The following is a 25675-nucleotide window of genomic DNA, read 5'->3' on the forward strand; positions in this document are numbered from 1 at the left end:
CTCCCTTATACTCAGGATAATTGCTGTGCCTTCAATTTGAGATCATTCAATATCTGCATCGCCTGAAGAGGCGTCATATTCATGACATCGATATCTTTCATCGCACGGATGAATTCTCGCGCTGGTTTATCCACCGCAACTACATCCGGTTTCGTTGCCACATTCGGCTCATCATCTCCAAAGATGGACAGTTGAACCACATCCGAATGGTTTGCGCTGGACTGTCCTTTGCTGTTTGATTTCTTGGCATGTTGCTTCCCTGCCGAATCTTCAATAGAAGGTGTGTACTCTGCACTCTCCACAATCTCGTGTTCCCTGATCAATGGTGCTGAATCCGTGTGCTGGAATTCTCCCCCTTTTAATTTCAAGCCTGCTCCCTGCTTCTCGTTTCCAATATATTCACTGCCTACAGCTACTTGCGCGGCCGCATTTTCGAACCCATGCAATAGTCCATTCGCCCGCTCAATAATGCTATCAGGCAGACCTGCAAGGCGTGCACAATAGATACCATAACTGCTGCTGGCTGCCCCGGCAATCAATTTGCGCAGGAAATTAACTTTGTCACCACTCTCCTGTACCGCCATCGAGTAGTTGGCCAGCTTGTCCAGACTCTCCTCCAGATGAGCAAGCTCATGGAAATGAGTTGATACAAGGGCTTTACAGCCGATAATATCATGTACATATTCAATAACAGACTGAGCAATGGCCATACCTTCACTAGTTGACGTTCCCCGTCCCAATTCATCGATAATAATCAGACTGCGTGGTGTGGCTTTGTCCGTCATGACCTGAATGTCGGCCATCTCCACCATGAATGTGCTTTGTCCGCCAATGAGATCATCCGCGGCACCGATCCGTGTGAAAATGCGATCCATGATCGGCACTTCCGCCTGACCCGCAGGTACAAAACAACCCACTTGCGCCAAAATGGAGATTAAAGCGACCTGTCGCATATACGTACTCTTACCAGCCATATTTGGTCCAGTAATCAGCAGAATACGTGCCTCTTCCTTGGTCATTGCCGTGTGATTGGCAATAAATGCGCCATCTCGCATGACCGCCTCAACGACCGGATGGCGTCCTTCTTCCACAACCAGATCATAACCGTCGGTCAACGTAGGACGTACAAAGTTTCGCTCAGCACTGATCACCGCAAAAGATTGATACACATCAATTTCCGCTACCTGTTCAGCCAGCTTCTGCAGCCTTGCAATCTCTTTGTTCAGCCGCTCGCGCAGCTCTGCGAACAGTCCATACTCAATATCAACCATTTTGTCCTGAGCTTCGAGAATCAGCGTCTCTTTTTCCTTCAACTCCGGCGTAATGTAACGTTCTGCATTGGCAAGTGTCTGTTTACGTTCATAACGTCCTTCTGGCAACGCGGACAGATTGGACTTGGTGATCTCGATATAATAACCAAATACTTTGTTATATCCAATCTTCAGCGATCGAATGCCTGTCGCCTCACGCTCTCGCGCTTCCAGCTCCGCAATCCACTGTTTCCCGTTAACTGAAGCCTCACGCAATTCATCCAGACGTTCATGGTACCCTTCACGAATCAGACCTCCGTCCCTTACCGATACCGGTGGCTCGTCCACAATGGCTTGCCCGATAGCTTCACGCAGATCATTGCAATCATCCATCGTTTCGGCAATATGCTGCAATGTTGCGGAAGATGATCCTGCGCAATGCTGACGAAGTCCTGGAATTTTCTCCAGCGATGACTTGAGCGCATTCAGGTCACGACCATTCGCATTACCAAACGCAATCCGGCCTACCAAACGCTCCAGATCATAGATGTCTTTAAGTTCTGTCCGCAGGTCCTCACGCAATATAAACTGGTTGTACAACGTATCCACTGCTTCAAGACGCTCATTAATCTTCCCTTTTTGTAACAATGGCTTATCGACCCAGCGACGCAGCATTCTTGCACCCATGGACGTCTCGGTCCGATCAAGCAACCAGAGTAATGAACCTTTTTTGGAGCGTTCACGCACAGTTTCCACCAATTCCAGGTTCCGGCGGGTAAACGGGTCCAAGATCATGTAATGATCGGGCTCATACGTTGAGATTTGAGTTAACTGCCCCAGAGAACGTTTCTGTGTCTCACTCAGATAGGAGAAAAGACGTGCAATGCACGCTTGACGTTCAGGCTCTAATCTTGCCCATACAGCCTCGCCAAACTGCTGACGGACCAGATCTTCCTTATTCTTTGTCCACGACGTGTAAACCACAGGACGACCGATTGGAGACGCCTCGGCTTCTACCGTTTCAAGCAGCGCTGCATCCCCCACCAGCTCCGATGGTTCGTAGATGCCGATTTCATCCTTGAGCCATTCCTTGGAATAAGGTACGGATGTCACATACAACTCACCCGTTGACAGATCACAGGCCGCGAGCGCCAGCGTATTTTGATTACCTGTAAGACAGACCATGTAGTTGTTGGACTTGTCACCCAGCGTCTTTCCTTCCATCACCGTTCCGGGTGTAACCACACGTACAATTTCGCGTCGTACCATGCCTTTGGTTACACTTGCATCTTCCATCTGCTCGCAAATTGCAACTTTATATCCTTTTTCAATCAGACGCTGTATGTAATTGTCAGCCGAATGATAAGGTACACCGCACATCGGAATTTTGTCATCCGTGCCTCCGTTGCGTGCGGTCAGCGTGATCTCAAGTTCACGGGAAGCATTAATCGCATCCTCGAAGAACAATTCATAGAAGTCACCCAGTCTAAAAAATAAAAAAGCATCTTGTGCTTCGGCTTTCACTTGCAAATATTGTTGAATCATTGGCGTATACTGAGCCATGATGAATATCCTCCATCCTGTTCCTATAATGTCAGGAAGAAACGCATCCTGGAAGGACAATAAGACGGTCAGGCACTGTGTTTGCGCCTCCGCCTTATGTGTTGGCTAATCGCCACTTCCTTCAAGGGTTGCTGCTCCATATCTTCCGTAGTAGCTTATTACTCATAAAAGACTTGTTTCTTATTATATCAAAAAAACGCCCGTACTTCATGAACCTGCCCGAATATTCCAGAGTTTGCGAATATCACGGCTCTCATCCCAAGTTCTTCCCAGTTTTAATTGAAGGATTAACGGAGACGCATACCGTTCATAACGTGCATATCCATCCAACCTCTTCAGATCATCTACGAGTGCTGGGATGTGTTCCTTAATCACTTCGCGCTTTCCTTCATAAAATGCGGTATGAACCTCAGCTTTCGCCAACGGACGCTGCCGTAATTGAGTATACCCGCTCGCGATCAGACCTGCCAAGGCCACAACACCTTTTGCAACAAGGGGCGACACAAGAAAGCTGGGTAACGTACGATACTCAAACCCACCATAGGATTTCAGACGAAAATCACCAAGTGCTCCATAACGGGGTCGTCTTCCCGATCCACGGGGGTCTTGCAGAAATGCCAGTGGAAATGCCAGATAATTGTCCAGTGCACGAAGCAGTTCCCCGGTAAGATTCACCCCGCTAAAATGAATATGACCACCCAAAGGTAACCCCCGTTGTGGCATCCCTCCTGCCTGCCAGATGAGCGAGTGATCACTGATGCTGCGGGAAGCGGCTGCGAATGCCCTCATCAGATGAGCCAGCAGTTCTCGTGGTTCGGAGCTGGGAGCCGGTCGCAGTTCGGCAACCGGATATATGCGCCGTCCACCAATCGTCACGGAATCACAGCCTGCCATTCCTGTACGTTCAAGAAATCTGGAGGCGGGTACGATTTTGGATTCCGGCATCTGCACCAGAAGAAACTCCGGGTCCATGCCGAGTATTGGAATGGGTCTGTGACTCAGTTCCTCATCCAGCAGTTCCTGATGCTGCTTCCAGCTTTCCCTATAGGTAGCAGCAAGGTTGGTCACCCCTTTCCAGGGACACGGGTCGATCGAAATCACTGCACAGCCGCCATTCCCTGAGGATTCCATTCGAACAGCTCCATGATCCAGCCCTAGCGTATACAGCGTTTTGATCGCAAGTCGTTCTATGCGCTTGAACAAGGTTGAACTCGCTTCACGCTCCAACAGAGTTTCCTGTGCCCCTCCCATGCCACTAGTATCCTTGCGTTTGATCCGGATCGCCTGCAGACAGCTTATCTCTACGTCATAGCGTACACGCAAGCCTGGTTCACGTTTGCGCCGATCGTCCAGTGACAATACTTCAATGCCTGCCTGTTTCAACCGTTCTGCACGTTCTCCAGAAGTCATCCTTTCATATCGGCGCAGCGCTTCCTCCGCTTGTTCCATCACATTCATTACGTCCCCCCTCCCGGATCATGCAACTAAAATAAAAATAACCCCGCAATGCGGAGCCTTCCCGTGAAAGGTATTCCAGGCACATTGCGAGGCTCGTTACCACCCATTTTTTAATATTTAAGAAGAAAGAGGGCTTACGCCCTCTTCACCGCGCCTTCTGGCGCATATGATACCTTAGGTTATCAAATACAGGCGTCAAACTCACAGCTCATCGTCGAGCAGATCGGGATCGAGATCGTCATAATCTCCATCGGCACTGCCAAAGTCATAGTCCTTGTCTTCGTAGTCACCGCAACCATCTGTGCAGACCTTCACACAAACTTTGGTTTCGGCAACGAGTTCCACAGCGAATTCCCGTTCTACCCGGATAATTACACTGCTTCCACCTGCTGATACTGTGGCTTCCACACAGCTAGGTTCCTGCGTTGCATCCGCAGATACCTCCACTGTGGAAGTCCGGTGTTTCGGGTCCAGATAGGACAAAGGCACATGTTCTACATACGAGACCGTTTCTTTGGCTACATCCGTCTGAGAGTTCTTGTCGTAGGAATACCAAATGTTGATATCGTAAGTACCAATAACTTCAATTCCGTCACCCGCTGATACGGCTTCATATTGGTGGTTGATAATCCAAGCCCCCAAAATACTTGTCGGACCATTTGGCGGAGTCACGGTATGTGTTACGGTAGAGAACTTACGACCTTTGCCGCAGATCGCCTTCGTGATAATCTCTCTACATTGATGTTTATGACTCAATGACATCTTTAAACCTCCTCCATACAATCATTCACTACAAGTGTATGCAGGGCATTCGTCTAGGGTGACAACTATTTTCTATTATTCGTTTGTAGATTGGGACCGGTCCGAGATTGGGGACGGTGCTTTGTCCTTCTTCGCGACTTTCAGATACAGCGCGAGTTCGCGGCACAGCTGGAGAATTGCAGAACGAATCTCGAATTCTTCCCTTGTATCCGGCAGCTCCATACGTTTGAATTCTTCTTGCACATCTGCAAGAAGTTTTTCAGTTCGTCCCGTGTAGGATTCAGTGAGTACGTCCTGACTAAGCTGATCGAACAGCTCCGATACCATCTCCGCATGTGGCATCTTCTGATAGATCTGGGACACGAGATGCATCATGTGCTGGATGGAGTCCAACTGCGTTTTGCGCATATAGAAGTAGACGCTCCATTCCTCATTCGGATGAATCACCTGATTCTCCAGAGAACGTTTGGCAGCATCAATACCGCCAAGGATCGCTTTATCTGCTTCAATCAGCTCTCTCCCTGCCCATGCTTCATTGGGATTACGCAGCGTGGCCGCAAATTCCTTGAAAATCTTCGAGAAGAGTTCATCGATTCGTTTGCGAATGCGCAGCATCTGTGGATCTGCTGCCGGCATATAGGCCAGGTTAACCGCCATTGCGGAACCAAGACCAATTAACAACAAAGCAATTTGTACGAGGACGACATGCACGTCCATCTCCCCGCCGCCGAACACCCGAAACACCACAACAGAACCTGTAACAATGCCTTCTTTAAATCCTACCCGGACAATAGCCGGGAATGCGATCAATATGTATACCGCCAGCACCCAATAATGGAAGCCTAGAAAGTGAAAAAGTACACTTGCAAATAAAAGTCCAACTACGGAAGCAAAGAACCGCGCCGATATGGTGCGAATACTTCGTTTTCTCGTTACATCCACACCAAGAATGGCAAGCAATCCCGCTGATGTTGGTCCCGGCAAGCGACACCAGTCTGCAATCAATACAGCCATTAATGCGGCGATTGCAGTTTTAATTACCCTAAAACCCATTTAACATTCCATCTCCTCTAAGCAGCAAAAAAAATTCTTAGCCAGCTCGTCGCCTCATTCATTTATCATGACTAGTATGTCTCATCCAAAAGTAAACTAGACGACATCAACCGACATGCGCATGCATGCCGGTCACAGCAACACGCCCCGAATGAGGGACGCTGGCAAGTTAGATCGTTGCGACAGAACCTCAAGGCCCTCTTCTCCAATCATCGCATTCATTCCGGATCTGCGCGGAATAATCATACTAAATATGGTACTTGATTTTACGGTATCGGGCAACGTGACACCCCTTGTGAAATTGTATACATATCATACCCGGTCACATTACGAGTAAAACACTTCCGAATCACCTGCGGCCAGCCAGCATTTTGCGTTCTGCATAGACAACAAGTTGGTACATGGCTGTTGCAACTGCGGCAATAATTAACAGACTCGATAATACGAGTGTGAAGTTGAATACCTGAAATCCGTAGATAATGAGATAACCTAGCCCTTGTTTGGCGACCAGAAACTCACCCACAATTACACCCACCCAAGCCATGCCCACATTCACTTTCAAAGTGGATACAATCGCCGGAAAAGAAGCAGGTAATACAACTTTTGTAAAAATCTCGGAACGGTCTCCACCAAACGTACGAATGACTTTAATATAATTGGGATCCACTTCATTGAAGCTGTTATACACCACCAGTGTCGTGATAATGACCGTGATGGACAATGTGGTCATGACAATCGCTGTAAAACCCGCGCCGAACATCACAATAAAGATCGGGCCAAGTGCTACCTTTGGCATACTGTTGAACACAACCATATAGGGGTCCAACACTTTGGACAAAAAAGGAGACCACCAAATTAAAACCGCAAGCAAGGTTCCCACCAGTGTTCCCAGTAAAAAACCAACTGCCGTTTCCCCCACGGTTACCCCAACATGTGCCCACAACTCGCCACTAGCGATGTCCTTGCCAATCTGGGCAAAAACCTTACTCGGATAACTGAACAACAACACATCAATCCAGCGAAGTCTGCCTGCGACTTCCCATAGCAAAAACATACATACTAGCATAGATAACTGTACGGCAAGCACTTGATGTCGCCATCTGGCAACCTGCTGAATATGATTCCGATGCAGATGCCCCATCCATTCGTCACGCTTTTCCTGCTTCGGATTCATTGGATTCACGCGTCTTCCTCACCTCCCCCGGACTGATCCAGTTCACTCCACAACGCCTGAAACAACGCATTGAATCCTTCTTGCTCCCTGGCATGGAAGGGCTGAGCCTTCCGAATTTCATCGGGGATGATAAACTCACGACGGATGCGGCCGGGATTACGATCAAGCACAATGACGCGGTCACTGACCGCAATGGCTTCAGACAAATCATGGGTGACGAGAACAGAGGTTTTTCCAAACTGTTTTAACGTGTCCGAGACCAGATCCTCCAGTTGCAGCTTGGTTTGATAATCAAGTGCTGAGAATGGTTCATCCAACAATAAAATTCCCGGGTCGGTTGCCAACGTGCGCACCAGAGCCACTCGCTGTCTCATGCCCCCTGAAAGTTCTGATGGGTACTGATTCTCCGTTCCGGCCAACCCCATACTTACCAGCAGTTCCCGTACACGCTCACGGCTCCGTTCATCCAGTCTGCCTGTCAGTTCAAGACCGATCAAAGCATTATCCAGAATGGTCCGCCATGGAAACAGATAGTCCTGTTGAAGCATATAACCAATCTGTGCTGAGGGGCCTCCAACGAGTTTGCCTTTAACCTTAACCTCTCCTCGGGTGGGTGTGAGCAGCCCGGCGATGATCGACAACAATGTCGTTTTACCGCATCCACTCGGTCCAACCAGACTGACGAACTCTCCTTTTTGGATCTCCAGACTCAAGTCCTCAATCACCAAGGAAGCTTCCCGCTCGCTGACGTATACTTGAGAGATCCCCTCCAGTCGGATCACACTTTCGGATTCAGGCATTCTGCTCACTTCCTTTCCTGAATACCCCATTACTTTGATTTCGTAACTTCTTCCGCATAGGCATTATCCACAATGGCATTCAAATCCACGCGTTCTTTCAACTCTCCGGCGGCACTCATGACATCAAGCAGATTGTTCCACTCTTCCTCATCAATGATCGGATCCTTTGCATAGCTGCCCTGTTCCTTATAACGGTTCACACTACTTACCAAAATGGCTGGATCGATGTCTTTGAAAAAAGGAGAAATGACTTCAGCAATCTCTTCAGCCGTATGGGAATCCACCCATGCCTGCGCTTTGTGTAGACCATTCGTAAACTTCTGTACGATATCCTTATTGTCGTTAAGATAACTCTGTTTCGTCATGAAGACGGTGTAAGGCAGAAGACCACCTTCTGTGCCAAACGATGCAACAACCTTCCCCCGACCTTCTTGTTCAAAGATGGATGCCTGGGGTTCAAACAGTTGAACATAATCCCCCGTGCCTGAGGCGAAAGCAGACGCAATGTTGGCAAAGTCCACATTTTGAATCAGCTCCAGATCACTTTGAGGATCAATGCCATGTTTGTTCAGTGCGAACTCCCCTGCCATTTGCGGCATGCCGCCTTTGCGTTGACCGAGAAATGTGGAATCCCTCAGTTGTTCCCAATCGAAGCTACCTTCTGTGTTACGAGTGAACAGAAATGTACCATCCGTCTGGGTGAGCTGGGCAAAGTTAATGACCGGATCTTCCGCTCCCTGCTGATAGACGTATATGGACGTCTCCGCTCCTACCAGTGCGATATCCACCGAACCTGCGAGTAATGCCGCCATCGTTTTGTCACCACCAGCAGTCGTTTGAATATCCACCTCAAGTCCCTGCTCTTCAAAAAAACCTTGAGCCACAGCCACATACTCCGGTGCGTAAAATACCGAACGAGTCACTTCGCCAATCGTAATCTTGGCTTCATTCTCTTCCTTATTACAGCTGGTGAGCGCCACAATGATAATCAGCAGAATAACGATTCCCCGGACGAACCATGGCGTGTATTTCATGTTGTTTCCCTCCTTCACTGGTTTCAGCAGTTTCTCTCTATTATGGATATGCCGATGCCCAACAAAAGGTTAAGAACTTAAATGCAAAAAAGAGCCGGGCAATGATGCCCGACTCTTCAGCTCTTCGAAATGTTATTCAATATGTTATATATGGGATATCTACAGCTTGTAAATCTCGGCATATTTGGCTTCCAGATAATCAGCCAGATAATCCGGGTTCAATTCTTCACCCGTTACGGCAACAATCAATTCGGAAGGTGTGCGACTTCTACCATACTGGTAGATCTTGTCTGTAAGCCATTCCTTAATTGGAATCAGATTACCTTCGGCAATGAGGGTATCAAATTCCGGCATTTCCTTGCGCAATGTATGTAGAATTTGAGCTGCATACATATTACCCAGAGAATACGAAGCAAAGTAACCAAAGTCACCACCGGACCAGTGAACATCCTGAAGAACACCGTCTCCATCATTCGTTGGCATAATACCGAGATATTCCTTGTATTTTGCATTCCAGGTCTCCGGCAGATCTTTCACTTCCAGACCATCATTGAATAACATTTTCTCGATCTCATATCGGATAATAATATGCAGGTTATAGGTCAGTTCATCCGCTTCGATCCGAATGAGTGAACTCTCCACCCGGTTGATTGCACGATAGAAATCTTCCAGTTCAACCTCGCTCAGTTGCGGGAAATGCTGCTGCAAATCTTTGTAATAACGTGTCCAGAATGGCAGGCTGCGACCAATCATGTTTTCCCAAAGACGGGACTGGGACTCATGAATCCCCATGGACGTTCCTTCGGCAAGAAGGGTACCCGCCAGACTGTCATCAATATTTTGCTCGTACAGGGCATGTCCGCCCTCATGCAGTGAACTGAAGACTGCGCTTGCTACATCATCTTGCAGATAATGTGTTGTGATCCGCACATCACCCGGGTTAAGACCCGTTGCAAAAGGATGAACACTCTCGTCCAATCGTCCAGCTTCAAAGTCATAGCCCATTTGTTCCAGGATGAACAGACTGAATTTTTCCTGCTGTTTGGTGTCAAACAACTGATTCAGGAACTCTGTATTTGGCTTGTTTTCTGAAGCATTAATCTTCTCTTGCAAAGGCACCAAACGTGCTTTGAGGCGGGCGAACACAGCGTCCACTTTCTCAACCGTCAGATCCGGTTCATACATATCAAGCAGCGTATCATAACGTGTATCCTTCACACCCCAATAATCAATAAACTCCTGTTTGAGCTTAACGATATCTGTGAGATAAGGTGAGAATCCTGCAAAATCACTATTATGCTTGGCATCTTCCCATGCCGTTTCCGACTTGGCTGTTAGCACGGTATAAGCTTGTACTTTCTCAGGTGGTACGGATTGACTGCGATCATATTCTTTCTTGCAATCTTCAACCAGACGACGATCTATATCTTCGAGCTGTTCCAATACTGCTGGAGTCGTTAATGCATCCAGGTAAGTCTTCATGTCAGCCGAGGTTTGCAGCTTGAATGCTTCGGTGGACAACATACCCAGCGTCTCCGAACGAGTCGGAACGCCTTTTTTCGGCGCACCTGTGCGCAGATCCCAGTGAAGCAAACCAATGGCTTCATGATAGCTCTTAATTTTACGAGCCAGATTACGGAAGGATTGCAAATGTTCCTGTGTTTGTTTATCCATTGTTATCGTTCACCTCTTCAAAAAAAATGTTATACCCTATTGATGATACTTTTTGCATTGCGTATAATCAACTTTTAACAGATGAAAATTGCATTGTTCTCCTAAAGATACGTGTTCAAAAAGTCTGGTTTTCATTACCGAGAAGATAGAAATGGCGTTCAACTTCGATGCTGATGATGCCCTCAGGCATGATTCGTAATCAAAAGTGGACTTTTTGAACAACCTCTAAAGGGTTGGAGTAATGCCATCTGCTGACCGTGAAATACTATTAAAGCAAAGGCGTGTAGGACAAGCTGCATCATATGCAAGTGGCCGTGCTCGTCGTATTGGATAACAGGAGGCAATGGACATGAACAACATTCAAGAGATTTTGACTTACAACAAATCATTTGTCGAGACTAAAGAATACGAAAAGTATACGGCTGGCAAGTTTCCAACCAGAAAGATGGTTATCATCACTTGTATGGATACACGTCTGGTGGAATTGCTGCCCAAGGCCATGAACCTGAAAAACGGTGATGTGAAAATCATCAAAAACGCAGGCGCAATTATCTCTCAGCCTTTCGGAAGCGTAATGCGTAGTGTACTTGTCGCCATCTATGAACTGGGTGCAGATGAAGTCCTGGTAGTGGGGCATACCGAATGTGGTATGGCTTCCCTTCACGCTGAGACCATGATTGGACATATGGTTGAGCGTGGCGTATCGGAAGAAGTCATGACTACTCTGGAGAACTCTGGCATCCGTTTGCAAAAATGGTTGCGCGGGTTTGACAGCGTCGAAGAAGGGGTAAAACATACTGTGGAAGTGATCAAGAAGCATCCTTTACTTCCTCCCAATGTACCCGTCCACGGCATGGTTATCGATTCTGCCACAGGTGAGCTTGATCTTGTCGCTGAGGGGTATGGACAACAGGCATCTCTCTAAATGGTTTGGAGTGCGGACCTTATGGTTCGCACTTTTTTTGTCTAAATTAAGGCAGTTGTTCTGTCAGGTTGTCAAACCATACAGTTTCAGTGTACACTTTTTATGAAAGCGGTCAAAGAAAGTAAAAACGATTGTTCTCTCTGACCTAGCCCTAATATTAAGGAGACATGTGCATGAACATACTTTCCTACGGATTACTCGGGCTGCTTACCCGCGAGGAGTCATCGGGCTATGATCTGATGCTGAAAATCCAGCCTCATTGGCAGGCGAAACACAGCCAGATCTATCCACTCCTGTCCAAGATGGAAAACGATGAGTTATTGGCCTCCCGCTGGGTACAACAGTCTGACAAACCGGACAAGAAAATGTACGCAGTTACGGAAAAAGGCATTGAAAAGCTCTTGGAATGGATGATTACTCCTGTTACCGCACCGGTTACACGCGATGAATTTAATTTGCGTATTTTGTGTGTTGGCATAGCGGAAGACGGAAGCATGAGACGCATTCTTAACGAGCGTAAAAGCTGGTTTATGGAACGCATACGTTATTTCGAGGATCTGAAGTCACGTATACCTCAGGATAATCTTCGTGTAGGCAACCGAGATTTTGGAAGCTACATCCTGGTACAAAAAGGGTTAATGCACGCACAAACAGGCCTGGAATGGTGTCATTGGGTTACCCAATTGCTTGATGGCCAAGCTGCAATTCAAGACCCAAGTCCTAGCGTTTCAGAAATTTAATAAAATTTGAAACGTTCCTGCAAGTTGACCGTATTACATGAGTAAGGCCCATTTTTGGGCGATTCAAACAAATTAATCGGGGGGTTACGATCTTTACAATGAAGAAAAAATTCGGAGTTAAACATCTAATGATGGTATTTATGGCCTTTACATTATTGTTCGCAACAGTGGGAGTAACGAATCCGGATTCTGCGGATGCAAGACGTGGTGGCGGATTCAAATCCGGTACGAAAAGTTATAGCAATACACCTAAGAAATCCGACAGCAATGTAAGCAAATCGAATACGAATAACAACTCCAGCAATGGAGCAGCTACAACGAACCGTGGCGGATTCTTCGGCGGTGGCGGCGGATTCATGAAAGGCATGATGCTTGGTGGTCTTGCTGGTATGATGTTTGGCGGATTGTTCGGTGGCATGGGCGCTCTGGGTAACATCCTTGGATTGCTCGTGAACGTTGCAGCAATTATGTTGATTGTTATGCTGGCTATGGCACTCTTCAGAGCCATCTCCAATCGTCGCAAACCTGCAGCGGATGGTCGTTATGACCGTCGCAATGATCGTGATGATGACCGTAACAGAAACGGACGGTACTAGTCTCTATGGTTCTGAGCATGGATGAAATTGTGAATGCAATCTGTATTCATATGGCAGAACGTAAGGGTGTACGTCCAACCGATGTGAATGTAGAACTGAGTTGGGAAGAAGATACAGGTTATTCCGCTGAAGTTTGGATTCAAGGCCGTAGTCAATATCTGGTGGAGTCCAATATGATTGAAGCGATTCTTCGTTACCTGCACAGTGAATACAACATCCGGGCGTACCGTGAGAATGTACGACTTGATCTGGATGAAGAAATCACAGCGATCGTTAATCAATAAGATAGGTCACTCACTGGCCTGATATACGAAAGACCGCCTCCCCTCTGTCCTGACAGAGATGGAAGGCGGTCTTTTTATTTCTGTATTTGTAGCTCTATTTGTGTGTCTATTGTAGTCTCTATACGTCTCTGTGTTACGTTCTAATTCTTGGAAACTACGATTGAAGTTTAACCAGGCTGTAGTTCTTCTTACCTTTACGGATAATGATGAATTTACCGCCAATGGCATGCTCTGCCGACACTGTGAATTCAAGCTCTGTGATTTTCTCACCGTTCATGGAGATCGCGCCTTTAGTGACATCCTCACGCGCCTGGCGTTTGGATGGCTCCAACCCCAGATCTACGAGCCAGTCGACGATATTTTTCGCTTCGCCGTCCGTTTCGAATGTTGGCATTTCCTTGAAACCCTGCTCGATTTCATCTGCTGTCAGGGAACGGATATCACCACTGAACAGCGCCGCTGTAATACGTTTAGCCTGTTCGAGCATTTCTTCGCCGTGAACGAATTTTGTCATTTCTTCCGCGAGTGCTTTCTGTGCTTCACGTCTGTGCGGTTCTGTCTCTACCTTTTCAGCCAAAGCTTCGATTTGTTCTTTGCTGAGGAAAGTAAAGTATTTCAAGTATTTAATGACATCACGGTCATCTGTATTCGCCCAGAACTGGTAGAACTCAAATGGTGTTGTTTTGTTCGGGTCAAGCCAGATTGCGCCGCCAGCTGTTTTACCGAATTTCGTACCGTCTGATTTGAGCATGAGTGGAATGGTCAGACCGTAAGCCTTCGCTTCAGATCCTTCTTTTTTACGAATCAGATCGAGACCACTTGTGATGTTACCCCATTGATCCGAACCACCGATTTGAAGCTGTACATCTTCGTTCTGGAACAGGTGCAGGTAGTCGAGTGATTGAAGGATCTGGTAGGAAAACTCGGTGAACGAGATTCCGCCTTCCAGTCTGCTCGCAACCACATCCTTAGCCAACATTGTGTTAAGGTTAAAGTTTTTGCCGTAGTCACGCAAGAATTCAATCACATTGATTTTGTGTGTCCAATCGTAGTTGTTCACCATGCGAACCTGATTATCACCGTCTGTTACAAACAACTTCTTCATCTGCGCTGTCAGTGCATCCACATTCTCCTGCACTTGCTCCATCGTTTGCAAAGAACGCTCTGCCTGCCGACCACTTGGATCACCAATCGTTCCTGTAGCTCCACCTATCAAAATAACCGGACGGTGTCCTGCCAGTTGAAAACGTTTCAGCATCATGAATGGAATGAGATGTCCGATATGCATGCTGTCCCCCGTAGGGTCAACGCCGCAGTACAATGAGATTGATTTGGTTTCAGTCAACTCACGCAGTCCCTCTGCATCTGTCTGCTGGTTAATGGCGTCACGCCACTGTAGTTCATCAATAATATTCATCATGTGTATAACCCCTTTTCTATCCTCAAGATTCAGTCATGATCAACGTTAAATTACGAAATTACACGCTGGAACGGCTTTTTTGGACACAAAAAAATCGCCTCCTTGTCTTCATTAAGACACAGGGACGATTATTATAACCGTGGTACCACCCAAATTGCATGGACAACACGTGACCTCAACACGTTATCCATACCACTTTTGGCAATATATCGTTTGCCCATCCGCTTGGCATTACCCAAGTACTCCAGAGTGTAATTCGCAGCCCTTGTATGTATCAGGTTCCATCAACCCCTGACTTTCTGTAACAGGGACAAAGCCGCTACTGCGCTCTATCAACGTGATTCATGTATTCAATTTATAGCAAGTATAGCCGAACGTTTCAGTCATTGCAAGACCAAGTATTAATCTTCGAACAGAACAACGGATGCATAGTTGAAACCAGATTATATGATCATCATGTTCAATTTTCCGTGATAATAACCATAAGCTTTCTCCGCGATCTGATCCTCATTGTTCCAAAACTGCTGATCCAGCGCATCTAACTGCTGCTCTTGTTCCTTTGTCAGGAATTTAGGAATATCCCACAGTTCGGTAAGCCTTTCATCCTCTTTCAAGTGCTCAATGCAGCCGTATGCTGACGTTATAATCTCCACGACTTGAGTCGCATCAATGATATGTAATGCCCGCAACGCGTAACGGTATACCTCTTCCCCCCAATTGCAGAAAAACTGTATAAAACCGCCATTAAAGACATCCGCCTCTAACAGCCATAAAGCAGCAATGTCCTGCTCGTTCGAAGTCAGCGATGCCCAGCCCTGTTCAGATTCATTCTTTTTTTCGACAAATAACACAGCATAGTCATACCATACATCATTAATATCTTGATCGCTCATGTAACACACCTCACTTTTCTTTATGCCATGCCCTCTAACTCCTGACGTTTACCCGTCTGATGCCAATGTAAATAAGGATTACCGATCTGCTGGAAGGCTTCCAGGACACCCCTGTTCAGGTCCTTCATCACTTCATTTGTATAGTTCAAATGCGTCTCTTTATTATCCACGCCATGTCTTTCCAACAACCCTACATGCGTCGCGGTGAAAATAATATCTTCCAGCAACCAATAGATGACTTCATCCGGCTGTTTCACCCGTTTTTCTAATGAGACGAGACCACGTTCGTATATTCGAACGATATACGCATCTTCTCCACTCTCTACATAGGGCACCCCATCCCATTTAAAGCTCTCAAACAAGCGGTTAACATAGTTCTGCATCTGTTCCCTAGGGAAAGATGTACGCTCTAAAAGCTGTAAAAGGAAGTCTGCCAATTGTTGTTTGCTTAACATGTTGGACATGAATGCACCTGCCTCTATAAAGTAACGTCGATGACAGAATGAAAAATGAAAAAGCTGCCCAAGGCAGCCTCTTTATATTTATTCCTACTGTTCAATCAGGTCCCACAAAAAGTCTGATACGAAGTATTACATTGTGCAGGTAGTTCGGCATATTCAGCCTGTTCAGGTGAGTGTGCAAACGGATCTGAAAGAACTGCCAAAAGCTTCTCCATCACGCTAAGATCTCCATGATTCTCTGCTCGCTCAAGCGCTTCTTCAACCCGATGATTGCGAGGAATGACAGCTGGATTGTTTGTTCGCATCAACTGCCCAGAGACTTCCTTCTCCCCTTGCTGTCTGTCCAATCTTGCTTGCCACCGCTCATGCCATTCAGCAAATTCTGGCGTGCCAAACAAAGCTGTCCCTTCCAATGTATCAAAGGTCAATGCCAGGAACGTATTGGTGTAATCTGCACTATGCTTCTCCATAAGTTCAAGAAGCTCCTTGATCAACGCTTCATCTTCGGCCTCTTCATCCAACAAGCCCAGTTTGGCACGCATTCCCTTGAGCCAATGATGATGGTACAATTCAGAAAATTGTGCGATAGCATCCTGAGCGAGTTGCACGGCCTGTTCTTCATCTTCATGCAACAACGGCAGAAGCGTCTCGGCAAAACGAGCCAAATTCCACCCGGCAATATACGGTTGATTACCATAAGCATAGCGACCTTGTCTGTCAATGGAGCTAAATACGGTCGACGGATTGTAAGCATCCATAAAGGCGCATGGACCATAATCGATGGTCTCACCACTGATCGCCATGTTATCCGTGTTCATCACGCCATGAATGAAACCAACACGCTGCCATTGGGCTATGAGAGCCGCCTGCCGTTTAATCCCTTCCTGAAGGAACAAAAGATAGCGATTTTCGGCTTGGGCAACCTCAGGGAAATGTCGATTCAACGTGTAATCAGCCAACGCCCGAAGATCTTCAATAGACCCCCATCTTGCTGCGTACTGAAAGGTTGCTACTCGGATATGACTGGAAGCCACCCGGGTCAATACGGCACCTGGCCGCTCTGTTTCGCGGATAATGTTTTCTCCTGTTGATACCACAGCCAGACTGCGTGTCGTTGGGATACCCAGTGCATACATCGCTTCACTAATAATATACTCTCGCAACATGGGCCCTACAGCAGCACGTCCATCTCCTCCACGAGAGTACGGTGTTCTCCCTGAACCTTTCAGCTGGATATCCACTCGCTCGCCCTGTGGCGTAATCTGTTCACCTAGCAGCAAAGCACGCCCATCTCCAAGCATGTTAAAATTGCCAAATTGATGTCCTGCATAGGCCTGAGCCAAAGGCTCGGCTCCTTCCGGGATCGAATTACCTGCAAAAATTTGCGCTCCTTCATCACTGTCAAGAGACTCCACATCCAGTCCCAGGCTGGATGCAAGCAATCTATTGAAAATGATTAGCTTTGGTGATTCAACAGGCACTGCGCCCTGACTTGTAAAAAAGGGTTGCGGTAACTGCGCATAACTATTCTCCAAGTTCCACCCTTTGTTCAACGTTTCTTGTTGCATGGTGATCACAACTCCTTTTCTGCACCAGGGATATCCCTTGGTTATATTGTAGCCTTGTGAACCAATGCTCATTTATGTAGTCGCATGGAAATTCAATTCAAGAGGTTGTTGACTTAAACGAACATATTAAATGTTCTTGATGAAACTTTAGCATATTTGCATGCCTTTTGCATTCCTCATGAATCGTAAGCACCAAAAAATCCAAGAGGTTTCTTTGCCAAGTGGAATCATTGTCTTGCATTCCACTTCCCAGAAAACCATCTTGGATCCATTCCGCTTACTTACTCCTAGATGACACGTCTGTTATTACAAGGATTACGTATGTGCTTCCTGAGCCTGTACAGGCTGTACTGGCAAGCTCCCTTTTTTCAAAGCGAGGTTAAAGAAGACATTAAGCAGGATCGCTGACAGGCTTCCTGTGATAATACCATCGCTAACAATAATCCGAACACTTTGAGGAAGCTGGGCAAACAGATCGGGTACAGCAGTAACACCGAGCCCAAGTGAAACGGAGCAAGCCACGATCAATAGATTGGATTGTTTGCCAAAGTCGACGTTTTGCAGCATTTTGATCCCGGATGAGACAACCATTCCAAACAGGACAACAGTCGCTCCTCCGAGGACAGCACTTGGAATAATGGTTGCAAAAGCAGCTACCTTCGGAATGAGTCCCAGAAAGACCAGAATACCTCCGGCTGCAACAACAACATTGGTCGTTTTCACTTTGGAGAGCTGAACCAAACCGACATTCTGAGCAAATGTATTATATGGAAAAGCATTAAAGATGCCGCCCAGAACAAACGCGAGACCTTCTGCGCGATATCCCCGTGCCAGATCTTTTTCGTTGATCGGTTGATCACAGATTTTGCTCAAAGCCATAAATACACCTGTTGATTCGATGATAACCACCGTACCTACAATAATCATTGTAATAATGGGGCCGATTTCAAAGGTAGGCCATCCAAAGTAAAAGGGTTGAGGTAAATGGAACCAGGAGGCTTCCTGTACAGAGGCAAAATTCACTTTTCCCATAATGGCTGCGATGAGGGTCCCCACGATAATACCAAGGAGAACAGCCAGGGATTTAACAAACCCGCGAGCATATCGATTCAGGATTAGAATGAACAGTAATACACCAAATGAAAGCGCCAAATTGTCCAAACTTCCGAAATTCTCACTGTTTGCTCCACCCGCCATGTTTTTAATTCCCGTTGGAATCAGCGCAAGACCGATGATGGTTACCACTGTACCGATCACAACTGGTGGAAACAATTTGACAATTTTGCTAAAAAATACGGCAAAGATGACGATAAATAACCCTGCTGCGATGATCGACCCATAAATGGCGGGAATTCCGTACTGCGATCCAATTGCAATCATCGGTGTCACCGCTACAAAAGAACTTCCGAGCACCGCTGGCAACCCAATACCCAAGTACTTCCCTTTCCGAGCCTGAAGCCATGTTGCAATCCCACACGTTAACAGGTCAATGGATACCAGATACGCCAACTGCTCTGCAGTCAGATTTAGTGCTCTGCCCACAAGCAAAGGCACCAGAATTGCTCCCGCATACATCGCGAGTACGTGCTGAATTCCCAGTGAAAAAACTCTCATCTTTTTGGTTTCTTTCATCCCATGTTGCCCCCCTGAAATTAGAATCAACAGAACCGCTGCAAAATCATGTTATGTTGATTCACATTATATAAACTATTCAGGGAAGTTCCATGATTCATAACATAGAATTGTGATCAGAGATAAAGAACCCAACTAAAATTGGGCGTGTTACACAAAAGGTACTCTCAAACGGTTTATGTCGCGTTATATTAGTTAACGCGGAAAATTCAAACAATTCTTTACACTCAGAAGCAATGAAACATGAACTTTGGATTTAACTTCAGTGATTCATGTAAATGCATAATGTTTGAACATCATTTCTTTCATATTCTCAGCTTGTCGTGTTAAGAGGTTTGATGTTAAAACGTTGCTCCATTACCTCTCCGTTCTGGTGAACCCTCTCCGTAAAAAACACTTCTTCTCTGTTCATCAGAACAACGGATGAAGCTCTGGTCCCATAGTCGAATTTCTCACTTCTAACAAAGATGGGAGAAAGTAAACGTTCCCACTCCAATGGAACACCTGTATGAGGTAGATGCTCATCCACTGAAGGGTCTGCCATTTGCAGCAAACCTAATATTTGCTCTGTCAGGGTAGCTTCGTCCTCCCCTTGGATGATTTTCTCCAGCCCTTCTTTCCCACGTTTCACCTTGGGCCAATCTGTATTAATCAAGTGATTACTAATCCCGTATATTCCCGGTTTCAACTTCATCACAACATTACCCACATTAGAATAATAATAGAGGTCGTCAGGATCACCCACTAACAAATTGTAGCCAGGATAATCATTTTGACTTTGCTCCGCATGTTGCATATATTGCTCAGGTGTGGACGTCCCCTTTAAAAAATCAGCAACCAGATCTCCTCTTGAGCCCTTGGCATGTACCTCTTCATTTGGATCCCGATAATTCGTGATAGCAGCCAGACGCCCCTCTGTGGTTACGCCCATCCAGGTTCCCATTTTCGACAAATCCCGCCCAGCCAATATATGAGGATGATCTTCCCAATAGTGTGCTTGAGCCGTAGGTCTGTGATAGAATTCATCCCTATTTGATCCCAATATAAGCGGATACTTTGGATGCATGTTGTAAGCAAATAAAATTAAACACATGGGAATCTTCAACTCCTATATTGGTTAAACCTCTGATTTCGCGCCTTTAAATAGCATAGTCAACTACAATTACATCTTCCACCCAACCATCGAGGGAAGCTACAAATGCCTGATGAGCAGGATGTGGACCATAGGCGCGCAATGCCTCCTGATCTTCAAACGTCACTCTCAATCCAATCGTGTAACCTTGGATACGATCCGTTTCTTCCGTTGCATTGATCCCTGCGGTCAGCCCGACAATCCCCGGTATTTGTTCCTGTAACGCGAGCAATTGATCCACCCATTCCTGCTGTTTAGCTAGTGTGGTTTTATCGTTAAATTTAAAAACAACCAAATGTTCAAACATCTTGTTATTCCTCCCATATCCATCCGAATATTAATGCAATTTCGTTAAATAAAGTTAATTCAACAATTCCAATCCACCCATCATATAAGGGACCACTCTGTTGGCTAATTCAGCCGGAGATTCCTGCCCGCCTTCAATATTCCATCGATACGTCATTCCATAGATCGACCAACTTAGTGTGGTTGCCGTAATTTTCAGCGTTTTGGGATCTACTTCACCCGCTACTTTGCTCAATAATTCAAGAAGGAATTGCTCCAGTTGAGTCTTGATGTTCTCTTCAATAATTGGTGCAACTGTCTCATATTTTTTGATGCAACCATTACTTGAGACGTGATAATCACATAATGAAAATATAAGTTGCTGTATGGTTTCGGCTGATAACCGGGCATCCGGGTCCACTCTTTTCGTCACATATTCCATAAAAGCATCCGCTAAAAAGGCTTCAAGCAGTGCATATTTATCCTGAAAATGGGCGTAGAATGTAGCCCTGTTAATTGTGGCTTGTTCTGTAATGTTTTGAATCGTAATGCTGTTGAAATTTTTAATATTCAATTGGTTTAAAAACGCATCAAGAATTAATTGACGCGTGCGGATTACACGCGGATCATTCGAGTTTGGAGACAATACACCAGACATGTCCCAATCCTCCTTTGTACACAAAATATTTGGTTAGACTCCTTCATTATAGATAAGTGTTAATTGTTCAACAAGTGAAAGTAAGTGCAAAGACACCATACAATAATCCGTGTCTTTCGCTTAAGCAACAAAATGCTTCGATTGTTGGTTGAGCATGCCTATACACCTTGTTAAGATTGCACTTGTACCCGCTTGAAGGTGCATAATAATGGAGGTGCTTAGTTTGAGTAATCAACAACATAACGTTATTTCTACGGAGCTTCTGTTCCAACCATACACTGTTCAAAAGTTAACCCTATCCTCGCGCATCGTCATGTCCCCCATGGCTCGTGCCTTCTCCCCGGATGGTGTGCCAGGTCCCGATGTAGCTGCATATTATCGCCGACGTGCCGAGCATGGTGTTGGACTCATTATTACAGAGGGTGCAACTATTGAGCATCCGTCTGCATCAAGTGAGCCTAGGCTCCCTCATATGTATGGAGAAGCAGCTCTTCACGGCTGGGCTGAAGTAGTCAAACAAGTCCATGAAGCTGGCGGCAAGATTTTCCCGCAAATTCTGCACTTGGGTATTACCCGCCCTTCTGGATCTCAACCTCACCCAGAAGCTGAATCTCTTAGTCCATCGGGAGTTGATATGGAAGGTACTCAAGTAGGTGCGCCCATGACGGAGGCAGAGATCGCAACTGTGATTCAAGCTTATGCAGATGCAGCAGCCAATGCACAAAGAATTGGTTTTGACGGAATTGAGCTTCACGGTGCACACGGTTTTCTGATCGATCAATTTTTCTGGAAAACAACGAATAGGAGAACAGACCGCTATGGCGGTGACCTACAGAAACGAACTCAATTCGCGGTTGAAGTTGTAATGGCAGTTCGTGCTGCGGTAGGTCCTGATTTCCCTATCGCGATGCGGATTTCCCAATGGAAGATGAATGATTATCAAGCCAGACTGTTCGACACCCCCGAACAACTGGAACAATTCCTTCATTTGCTGGTTGACGCAGGTGTAGATATCTTCCACTGCTCGACACGACGCTTCTGGGAGCCCGAGTTTGAAGGATCTGAGCTTGGATTTGCAGGCTGGGTGCGAAAACTAAGTGGTCAAACCACCATTACCGTCGGTTCTGTGGGTATGCCAGATGAGCCTGAAGCAGGAGCAGATAAAGCAACACATCCAGGTATGAGCGAGCTTATGAAGCGATATGAACAACAGGAATTTGATCTGGTAGCTGTGGGACGTGCACTCCTTGGTGATCCAGCATGGGCTGCCAAAGTACGCGAAGGACGCCTATCCGAGATACAGGCTTTTACACCTGAAGCACTGGCTACGTTACACTAAGAACAATACCTTATTGTTCCAGAGATTTTTTCTCCCCTATATATAGGTTTGAACTCATGAATCAACTATACTTAGCAAAGGGCTCGCTTTCCCTCCGGGATTGCGGGTATTTTGTTTTTAGAGATATTTGTCCGACCAAACACTTCGAGCAATAGCAATATCGTTCAAGAAAATTCCTTCTTTGCAACCTATAATGACGTTAACATACCAGAAAGAAGGTGCATCATGACTCGGGAAGTCCGGACTGTCGTATTTGATACCGATCTGCAGCTAGAAGCTTATCAATTTGAAGGCATTATGCAGAAGTTTCCCAATCATTTTCATGACTATTACGTCATAGGATTCATTGAGCAAGGCAAGCGACACCTCGTCTGCAACAACGAAGAATACATTCTGAATAGTGGTGACATGATTGTTTTTAATCCACATGATCCGCACGCCTGCGAACAGGTCGATGGCAGAACCCTCGATTATCGCTGTATCAACGTCCAGCCTGAGGTTATGCGAGAGTATGTGAGAGAGATTACTGGACAAGCTTACTTGCCACGGTTCACATCCCCCGTTCTCTGTCAAAGTGAACTTGTGGGTTCCCTGCACGAGCTGCATCAGATGATTCTGGAAGAGCAATCGGATTTCTGCAAAGAAGAATTGTTACTCTTACTACTGGATCAATTGCTGCGAGATTATTCGGATGCTGAACCACCTGTTTCCACACAGGATGTGACCACAGAGATCAGACGCATATGTGATTACATAGAAGCTCATTACATGGAGAGCATCTCACTGAACGAGTTAGCCGATTTGACGGAGATGAGTAAATACCACCTGCTGCGTTTATTCACGCGCCAGAAAGGGATATCACCTTACCGTTATCTGGAGACGATTCGCATTAATCAAGCCAAACGTCTGCTGGAACAAGGTCTGCTGCCGATTGAAGTAGCTGCACAGACAGGATTCAGTGACCAGAGCCATTTCACGAATTTTTTCAAAAAACTGATTGGCCTGACACCCAAGCAATATAGACGTATCTTCAATCATGATTCCGAGTTGAAACGAACCACCACTAACATCATATGACAAGTCATCTTGGTCATCAAAACACTAAAGCCTCTACCGGACATCTACTCGCTTTGTTTACTATACTGATCTGGGGAACTACATTTGTCTCGACCAAAGTTCTGCTGATTGACTTTACTCCAGTGGAGATTCTATTTTTCCGTTTCCTGATCGGATATTTGGTACTATTATTGATTTATCCACGTTCACTGCGGATCGCCTCATTCAGAGAAGAATGGTTATTTATTGGAGCAGGACTATGTGGGGTGACGTTATATTTTCTTATTGAAAATATTGCTCTGGTGTACACAACAGCTTCCAACGTGGGTGTTATTGTCTCCATTGCCCCGTTCTTCACTGCCGTGCTCGCACACTTCTTCTTAGATGGCGAGAAGTTAACTCGCCGCTTCATTATCGGATTCGGGATTGCCTTGAGCGGCATAACACTCATCGCACTGAACGGCAGCTTCATTCTGCAACTGAATCCGATTGGTGATCTGCTTGCTTTCATAGCACCTGCGGTATGGGCGATCTACTCTGTGTTAATGCGGAAAATTGGCCAGCTTCGTTATCACACCATTGGCGCGACCCGCAAGGTATTCTTCTATGGCCTGATCTTCATGCTACCAGCTCTATTCCTGTTCGAATTCCATTGGGAACTCGGACGCTTCACGAACATGACCAATCTCTCCAATATTCTCTACCTCGGTCTGGGTGCCTCCGCGTTGTGTTTCGTGACCTGGAACCGGGCCGTAAATCTTCTCGGAGCTATCAAAACGAGTGTATATATCTATCTGGTGCCTGTCATTACTGTTGTGTCATCTGCATTGATTCTTCGGGAACAGATAACCTGGGTGATTGTACTCGGTGCGTTCTTAACCCTATTTGGCTCTTACATTTCAGAACGAACAGGACACAAGCTTAACAACAAAAACACTAATCCGCATAGGGGTTAGTGTTTGCTTCATTTTTCACTGATATAACTGGACATCGTGTGTGACCACCGTTGACATGAGCAGAAGTCATTCATTTTATCTCATTTAATTGAGACAGCAGAATCTCCAGTTCCTCTTGCTCCAGATGACGCCATTGTCCCCGCTCCAGTTGATCCAGCGTAATATTCATAATTCGCACGCGCTCCAGCTTGAGGACCCGATACCCCAAGGCTTTGCACATTCTGCGGATCTGCAGGTTGAGACCCTGTGTCAGAATAATACGAAATACATTGTCACTTTGCCTATACACTTCGCAGGGCTTGGTCACCACGTCCAGAATTTCAACGCCATCAGACATGGACTTTACGAATTCGTCAGTTATGGGTTTGTCTACAGTCACTACATATTCTTTATCATGATTATGCTCCGAACGCATCATCTTGTTCACAATGCCTCCGTCATTCGTGAGCAAAATCAACCCCTCAGATGCCTTATCCAGCCTGCCTATCGCAAATATGCGAGAAGGATAATTCATATATTGAATGATGTTCCCCTCCACATGTTCTGCTGCTGTGCAGACAATACCGATGGGTTTGTTCAAAGCAATGTAGACAGGTTCGCTGTCATTACGAGGAATCTGCTTGCCATCAATGAGTACCACATCGTGAGGTTCAACTTCCGCCCCTTTTTCACATACCCTGCCATTGATCGTTATGCGTCCGGCCGCAATTAAACGGTTCGTTTCCCTGCGGGAGCAGAATCCCGTTTCACTTATGTATTTGTTAATTAACATGTGTCACCACTTCTCATCTATAGTATTGCCACTGGTTCCTTGAATGCTGGTATGTTCATTCGCTTCATGCAATGAGTTAGTACCTTGTACTGATTTTCATTCCACATCATCTCATTTATACTGAAACGAAGCAATGAATTGTTATATAAAAACACATACAACGTTACATAGGAATGCCAAAATACACTCT

The 25675-nt window shown here is 46.1% G+C and carries 24 protein-coding genes and 1 other annotated feature; of the genes, 7 read left to right on the plus strand and 17 right to left on the minus strand.

Annotated features, from left to right (window positions below):
* Window positions 1–11: 11 nt before the first annotated feature.
* The 8 genes from mutS to C161_RS21925 all read right to left on the minus strand — a co-directional run bounded on the left by mutS (window position 12) and on the right by C161_RS21925 (window position 10768).
* Window positions 12–2813, minus strand: coding sequence for a DNA mismatch repair protein MutS (gene mutS, locus C161_RS21890; protein ID WP_036672762.1), 2802 nt, complete (start codon window positions 2811–2813; stop codon window positions 12–14).
* A gap of 207 nt (window positions 2814–3020) precedes the next feature.
* The gene (locus tag C161_RS21895) at window positions 3021–4271 is read right to left on the minus strand and encodes a putative amidoligase domain-containing protein (protein WP_235193888.1); all 1251 of its coding nucleotides are present in this window, start codon (window positions 4269–4271) and stop codon (window positions 3021–3023) included.
* A gap of 201 nt (window positions 4272–4472) precedes the next feature.
* Window positions 4473–5033, minus strand: coding sequence for an outer spore coat protein CotE (locus tag C161_RS21900; protein WP_017687912.1), 561 nt, complete (start codon window positions 5031–5033; stop codon window positions 4473–4475).
* A 75-nt stretch (window positions 5034–5108) separates the two neighbouring features.
* The gene (locus tag C161_RS21905; RefSeq protein ID WP_036613548.1) at window positions 5109–6086 is read right to left on the minus strand and encodes an aromatic acid exporter family protein; all 978 of its coding nucleotides are present in this window, start codon (window positions 6084–6086) and stop codon (window positions 5109–5111) included.
* A 349-nt stretch (window positions 6087–6435) separates the two neighbouring features.
* Window positions 6436–7227: an ABC transporter permease gene (locus tag C161_RS21910; protein ID WP_442789436.1), complete on the minus strand. Its 792-nt coding sequence runs from the start codon at window positions 7225–7227 to the stop codon at window positions 6436–6438.
* 38 nt (window positions 7228–7265) lie between these two features.
* A complete protein-coding gene (locus tag C161_RS21915) occupies window positions 7266–8060 on the minus strand; it encodes an ABC transporter ATP-binding protein (protein WP_036672763.1) in 795 nt (264 codons plus the stop codon).
* 29 nt (window positions 8061–8089) lie between these two features.
* Window positions 8090–9094, minus strand: a complete 1005-nt coding sequence (locus C161_RS21920) for an ABC transporter substrate-binding protein (protein ID WP_036672765.1) — start codon at window positions 9092–9094, stop codon at window positions 8090–8092.
* 159 nt (window positions 9095–9253) lie between these two features.
* Window positions 9254–10768, minus strand: coding sequence for a carboxypeptidase M32 (locus tag C161_RS21925; RefSeq protein WP_036672766.1), 1515 nt, complete (start codon window positions 10766–10768; stop codon window positions 9254–9256).
* 349 nt (window positions 10769–11117) lie between these two features.
* On the opposite strand from C161_RS21925, the gene C161_RS21930 reads away from it, so the two are divergent.
* The 4 genes from C161_RS21930 (at window position 11118) to C161_RS21945 (ending at window position 13313) form a co-directional block, all read left to right on the plus strand.
* On the plus strand, window positions 11118–11693 hold the full coding sequence (locus C161_RS21930) for a beta-class carbonic anhydrase (RefSeq protein ID WP_036672768.1): 576 nt from the start codon (window positions 11118–11120) through the stop codon (window positions 11691–11693).
* 173 nt (window positions 11694–11866) lie between these two features.
* Window positions 11867–12433 carry a PadR family transcriptional regulator gene (locus C161_RS21935; protein WP_036613540.1) on the plus strand — a complete coding sequence of 189 codons (567 nt, stop codon included), beginning with the start codon at window positions 11867–11869 and terminating at the stop codon, window positions 12431–12433.
* Between the two features lie 98 nt (window positions 12434–12531).
* Window positions 12532–13029 carry a hypothetical protein gene (locus tag C161_RS21940; RefSeq protein ID WP_036613538.1) on the plus strand — a complete coding sequence of 166 codons (498 nt, stop codon included), beginning with the start codon at window positions 12532–12534 and terminating at the stop codon, window positions 13027–13029.
* 5 nt (window positions 13030–13034) lie between these two features.
* Entirely contained in the window at window positions 13035–13313 is a 279-nt protein-coding gene (locus C161_RS21945) for a YxcD family protein (RefSeq protein ID WP_017687903.1), read from the plus strand.
* Window positions 13314–13467: 154 nt separating this feature from the next.
* On the opposite strand, the gene tyrS is transcribed toward C161_RS21945, so the two are convergent.
* The 8 genes from tyrS to C161_RS21985 all read right to left on the minus strand — a co-directional run bounded on the left by tyrS (window position 13468) and on the right by C161_RS21985 (window position 21362).
* Window positions 13468–14730, minus strand: a complete 1263-nt coding sequence (gene tyrS, locus C161_RS21950; RefSeq protein WP_036672932.1) for a tyrosine--tRNA ligase — start codon at window positions 14728–14730, stop codon at window positions 13468–13470.
* 120 nt (window positions 14731–14850) lie between these two features.
* Window positions 14851–15078: a binding site (T-box leader), on the minus strand.
* 98 nt (window positions 15079–15176) lie between these two features.
* Window positions 15177–15626 carry a DMP19 family protein gene (locus tag C161_RS21955; RefSeq protein WP_036672769.1) on the minus strand — a complete coding sequence of 150 codons (450 nt, stop codon included), beginning with the start codon at window positions 15624–15626 and terminating at the stop codon, window positions 15177–15179.
* A 20-nt stretch (window positions 15627–15646) separates the two neighbouring features.
* Window positions 15647–16090, minus strand: a complete 444-nt coding sequence (locus C161_RS21960) for an Imm63 family immunity protein (protein WP_036672770.1) — start codon at window positions 16088–16090, stop codon at window positions 15647–15649.
* A 95-nt stretch (window positions 16091–16185) separates the two neighbouring features.
* The gene (locus C161_RS21965; RefSeq protein WP_036672772.1) at window positions 16186–17655 is read right to left on the minus strand and encodes a protein adenylyltransferase SelO; all 1470 of its coding nucleotides are present in this window, start codon (window positions 17653–17655) and stop codon (window positions 16186–16188) included.
* A gap of 315 nt (window positions 17656–17970) precedes the next feature.
* Window positions 17971–19287, minus strand: a complete 1317-nt coding sequence (locus tag C161_RS21970) for a nucleobase:cation symporter-2 family protein (RefSeq protein WP_036613533.1) — start codon at window positions 19285–19287, stop codon at window positions 17971–17973.
* Window positions 19288–19600: 313 nt separating this feature from the next.
* Window positions 19601–20380, minus strand: coding sequence for an NRDE family protein (locus C161_RS21975; protein ID WP_036672773.1), 780 nt, complete (start codon window positions 20378–20380; stop codon window positions 19601–19603).
* 46 nt (window positions 20381–20426) lie between these two features.
* Complete coding sequence (locus tag C161_RS21980) at window positions 20427–20726, minus strand: Dabb family protein (protein ID WP_036672774.1); 300 nt, start codon at window positions 20724–20726, stop codon at window positions 20427–20429.
* A 54-nt stretch (window positions 20727–20780) separates the two neighbouring features.
* On the minus strand, window positions 20781–21362 hold the full coding sequence (locus C161_RS21985) for a TetR/AcrR family transcriptional regulator (RefSeq protein WP_036672775.1): 582 nt from the start codon (window positions 21360–21362) through the stop codon (window positions 20781–20783).
* Between the two features lie 223 nt (window positions 21363–21585).
* Between C161_RS21985 and C161_RS21990 the strand changes: the two genes are divergently transcribed.
* The 3 genes from C161_RS21990 to C161_RS22000 all read left to right on the plus strand — a co-directional run bounded on the left by C161_RS21990 (window position 21586) and on the right by C161_RS22000 (window position 24713).
* Complete coding sequence (locus C161_RS21990) at window positions 21586–22701, plus strand: NADH:flavin oxidoreductase (protein ID WP_036672776.1); 1116 nt, start codon at window positions 21586–21588, stop codon at window positions 22699–22701.
* Window positions 22702–22926: 225 nt separating this feature from the next.
* Window positions 22927–23778 carry an AraC family ligand binding domain-containing protein gene (locus tag C161_RS21995; RefSeq protein ID WP_036672777.1) on the plus strand — a complete coding sequence of 284 codons (852 nt, stop codon included), beginning with the start codon at window positions 22927–22929 and terminating at the stop codon, window positions 23776–23778.
* Window positions 23775–24713 (plus strand): DMT family transporter, encoded by a 939-nt coding sequence (locus C161_RS22000; protein WP_036672779.1) that lies wholly within the window; start codon window positions 23775–23777, stop codon window positions 24711–24713. The genes C161_RS21995 and C161_RS22000 overlap by 4 nt, the downstream gene beginning before the upstream one ends.
* Before the next feature lie 70 nt (window positions 24714–24783).
* On the opposite strand, the gene C161_RS22005 is transcribed toward C161_RS22000, so the two are convergent.
* Window positions 24784–25485: a pseudouridine synthase gene (locus tag C161_RS22005; RefSeq protein WP_036672780.1), complete on the minus strand. Its 702-nt coding sequence runs from the start codon at window positions 25483–25485 to the stop codon at window positions 24784–24786.
* Between the last annotated feature and the right edge of the window lie 190 nt (window positions 25486–25675).

The organism is Paenibacillus sp. FSL R5-192 (genome assembly GCF_000517845.1).
In the GTDB taxonomy this organism is placed as follows: Bacteria; Bacillota; Bacilli; order Paenibacillales; family Paenibacillaceae; genus Paenibacillus; species Paenibacillus amylolyticus.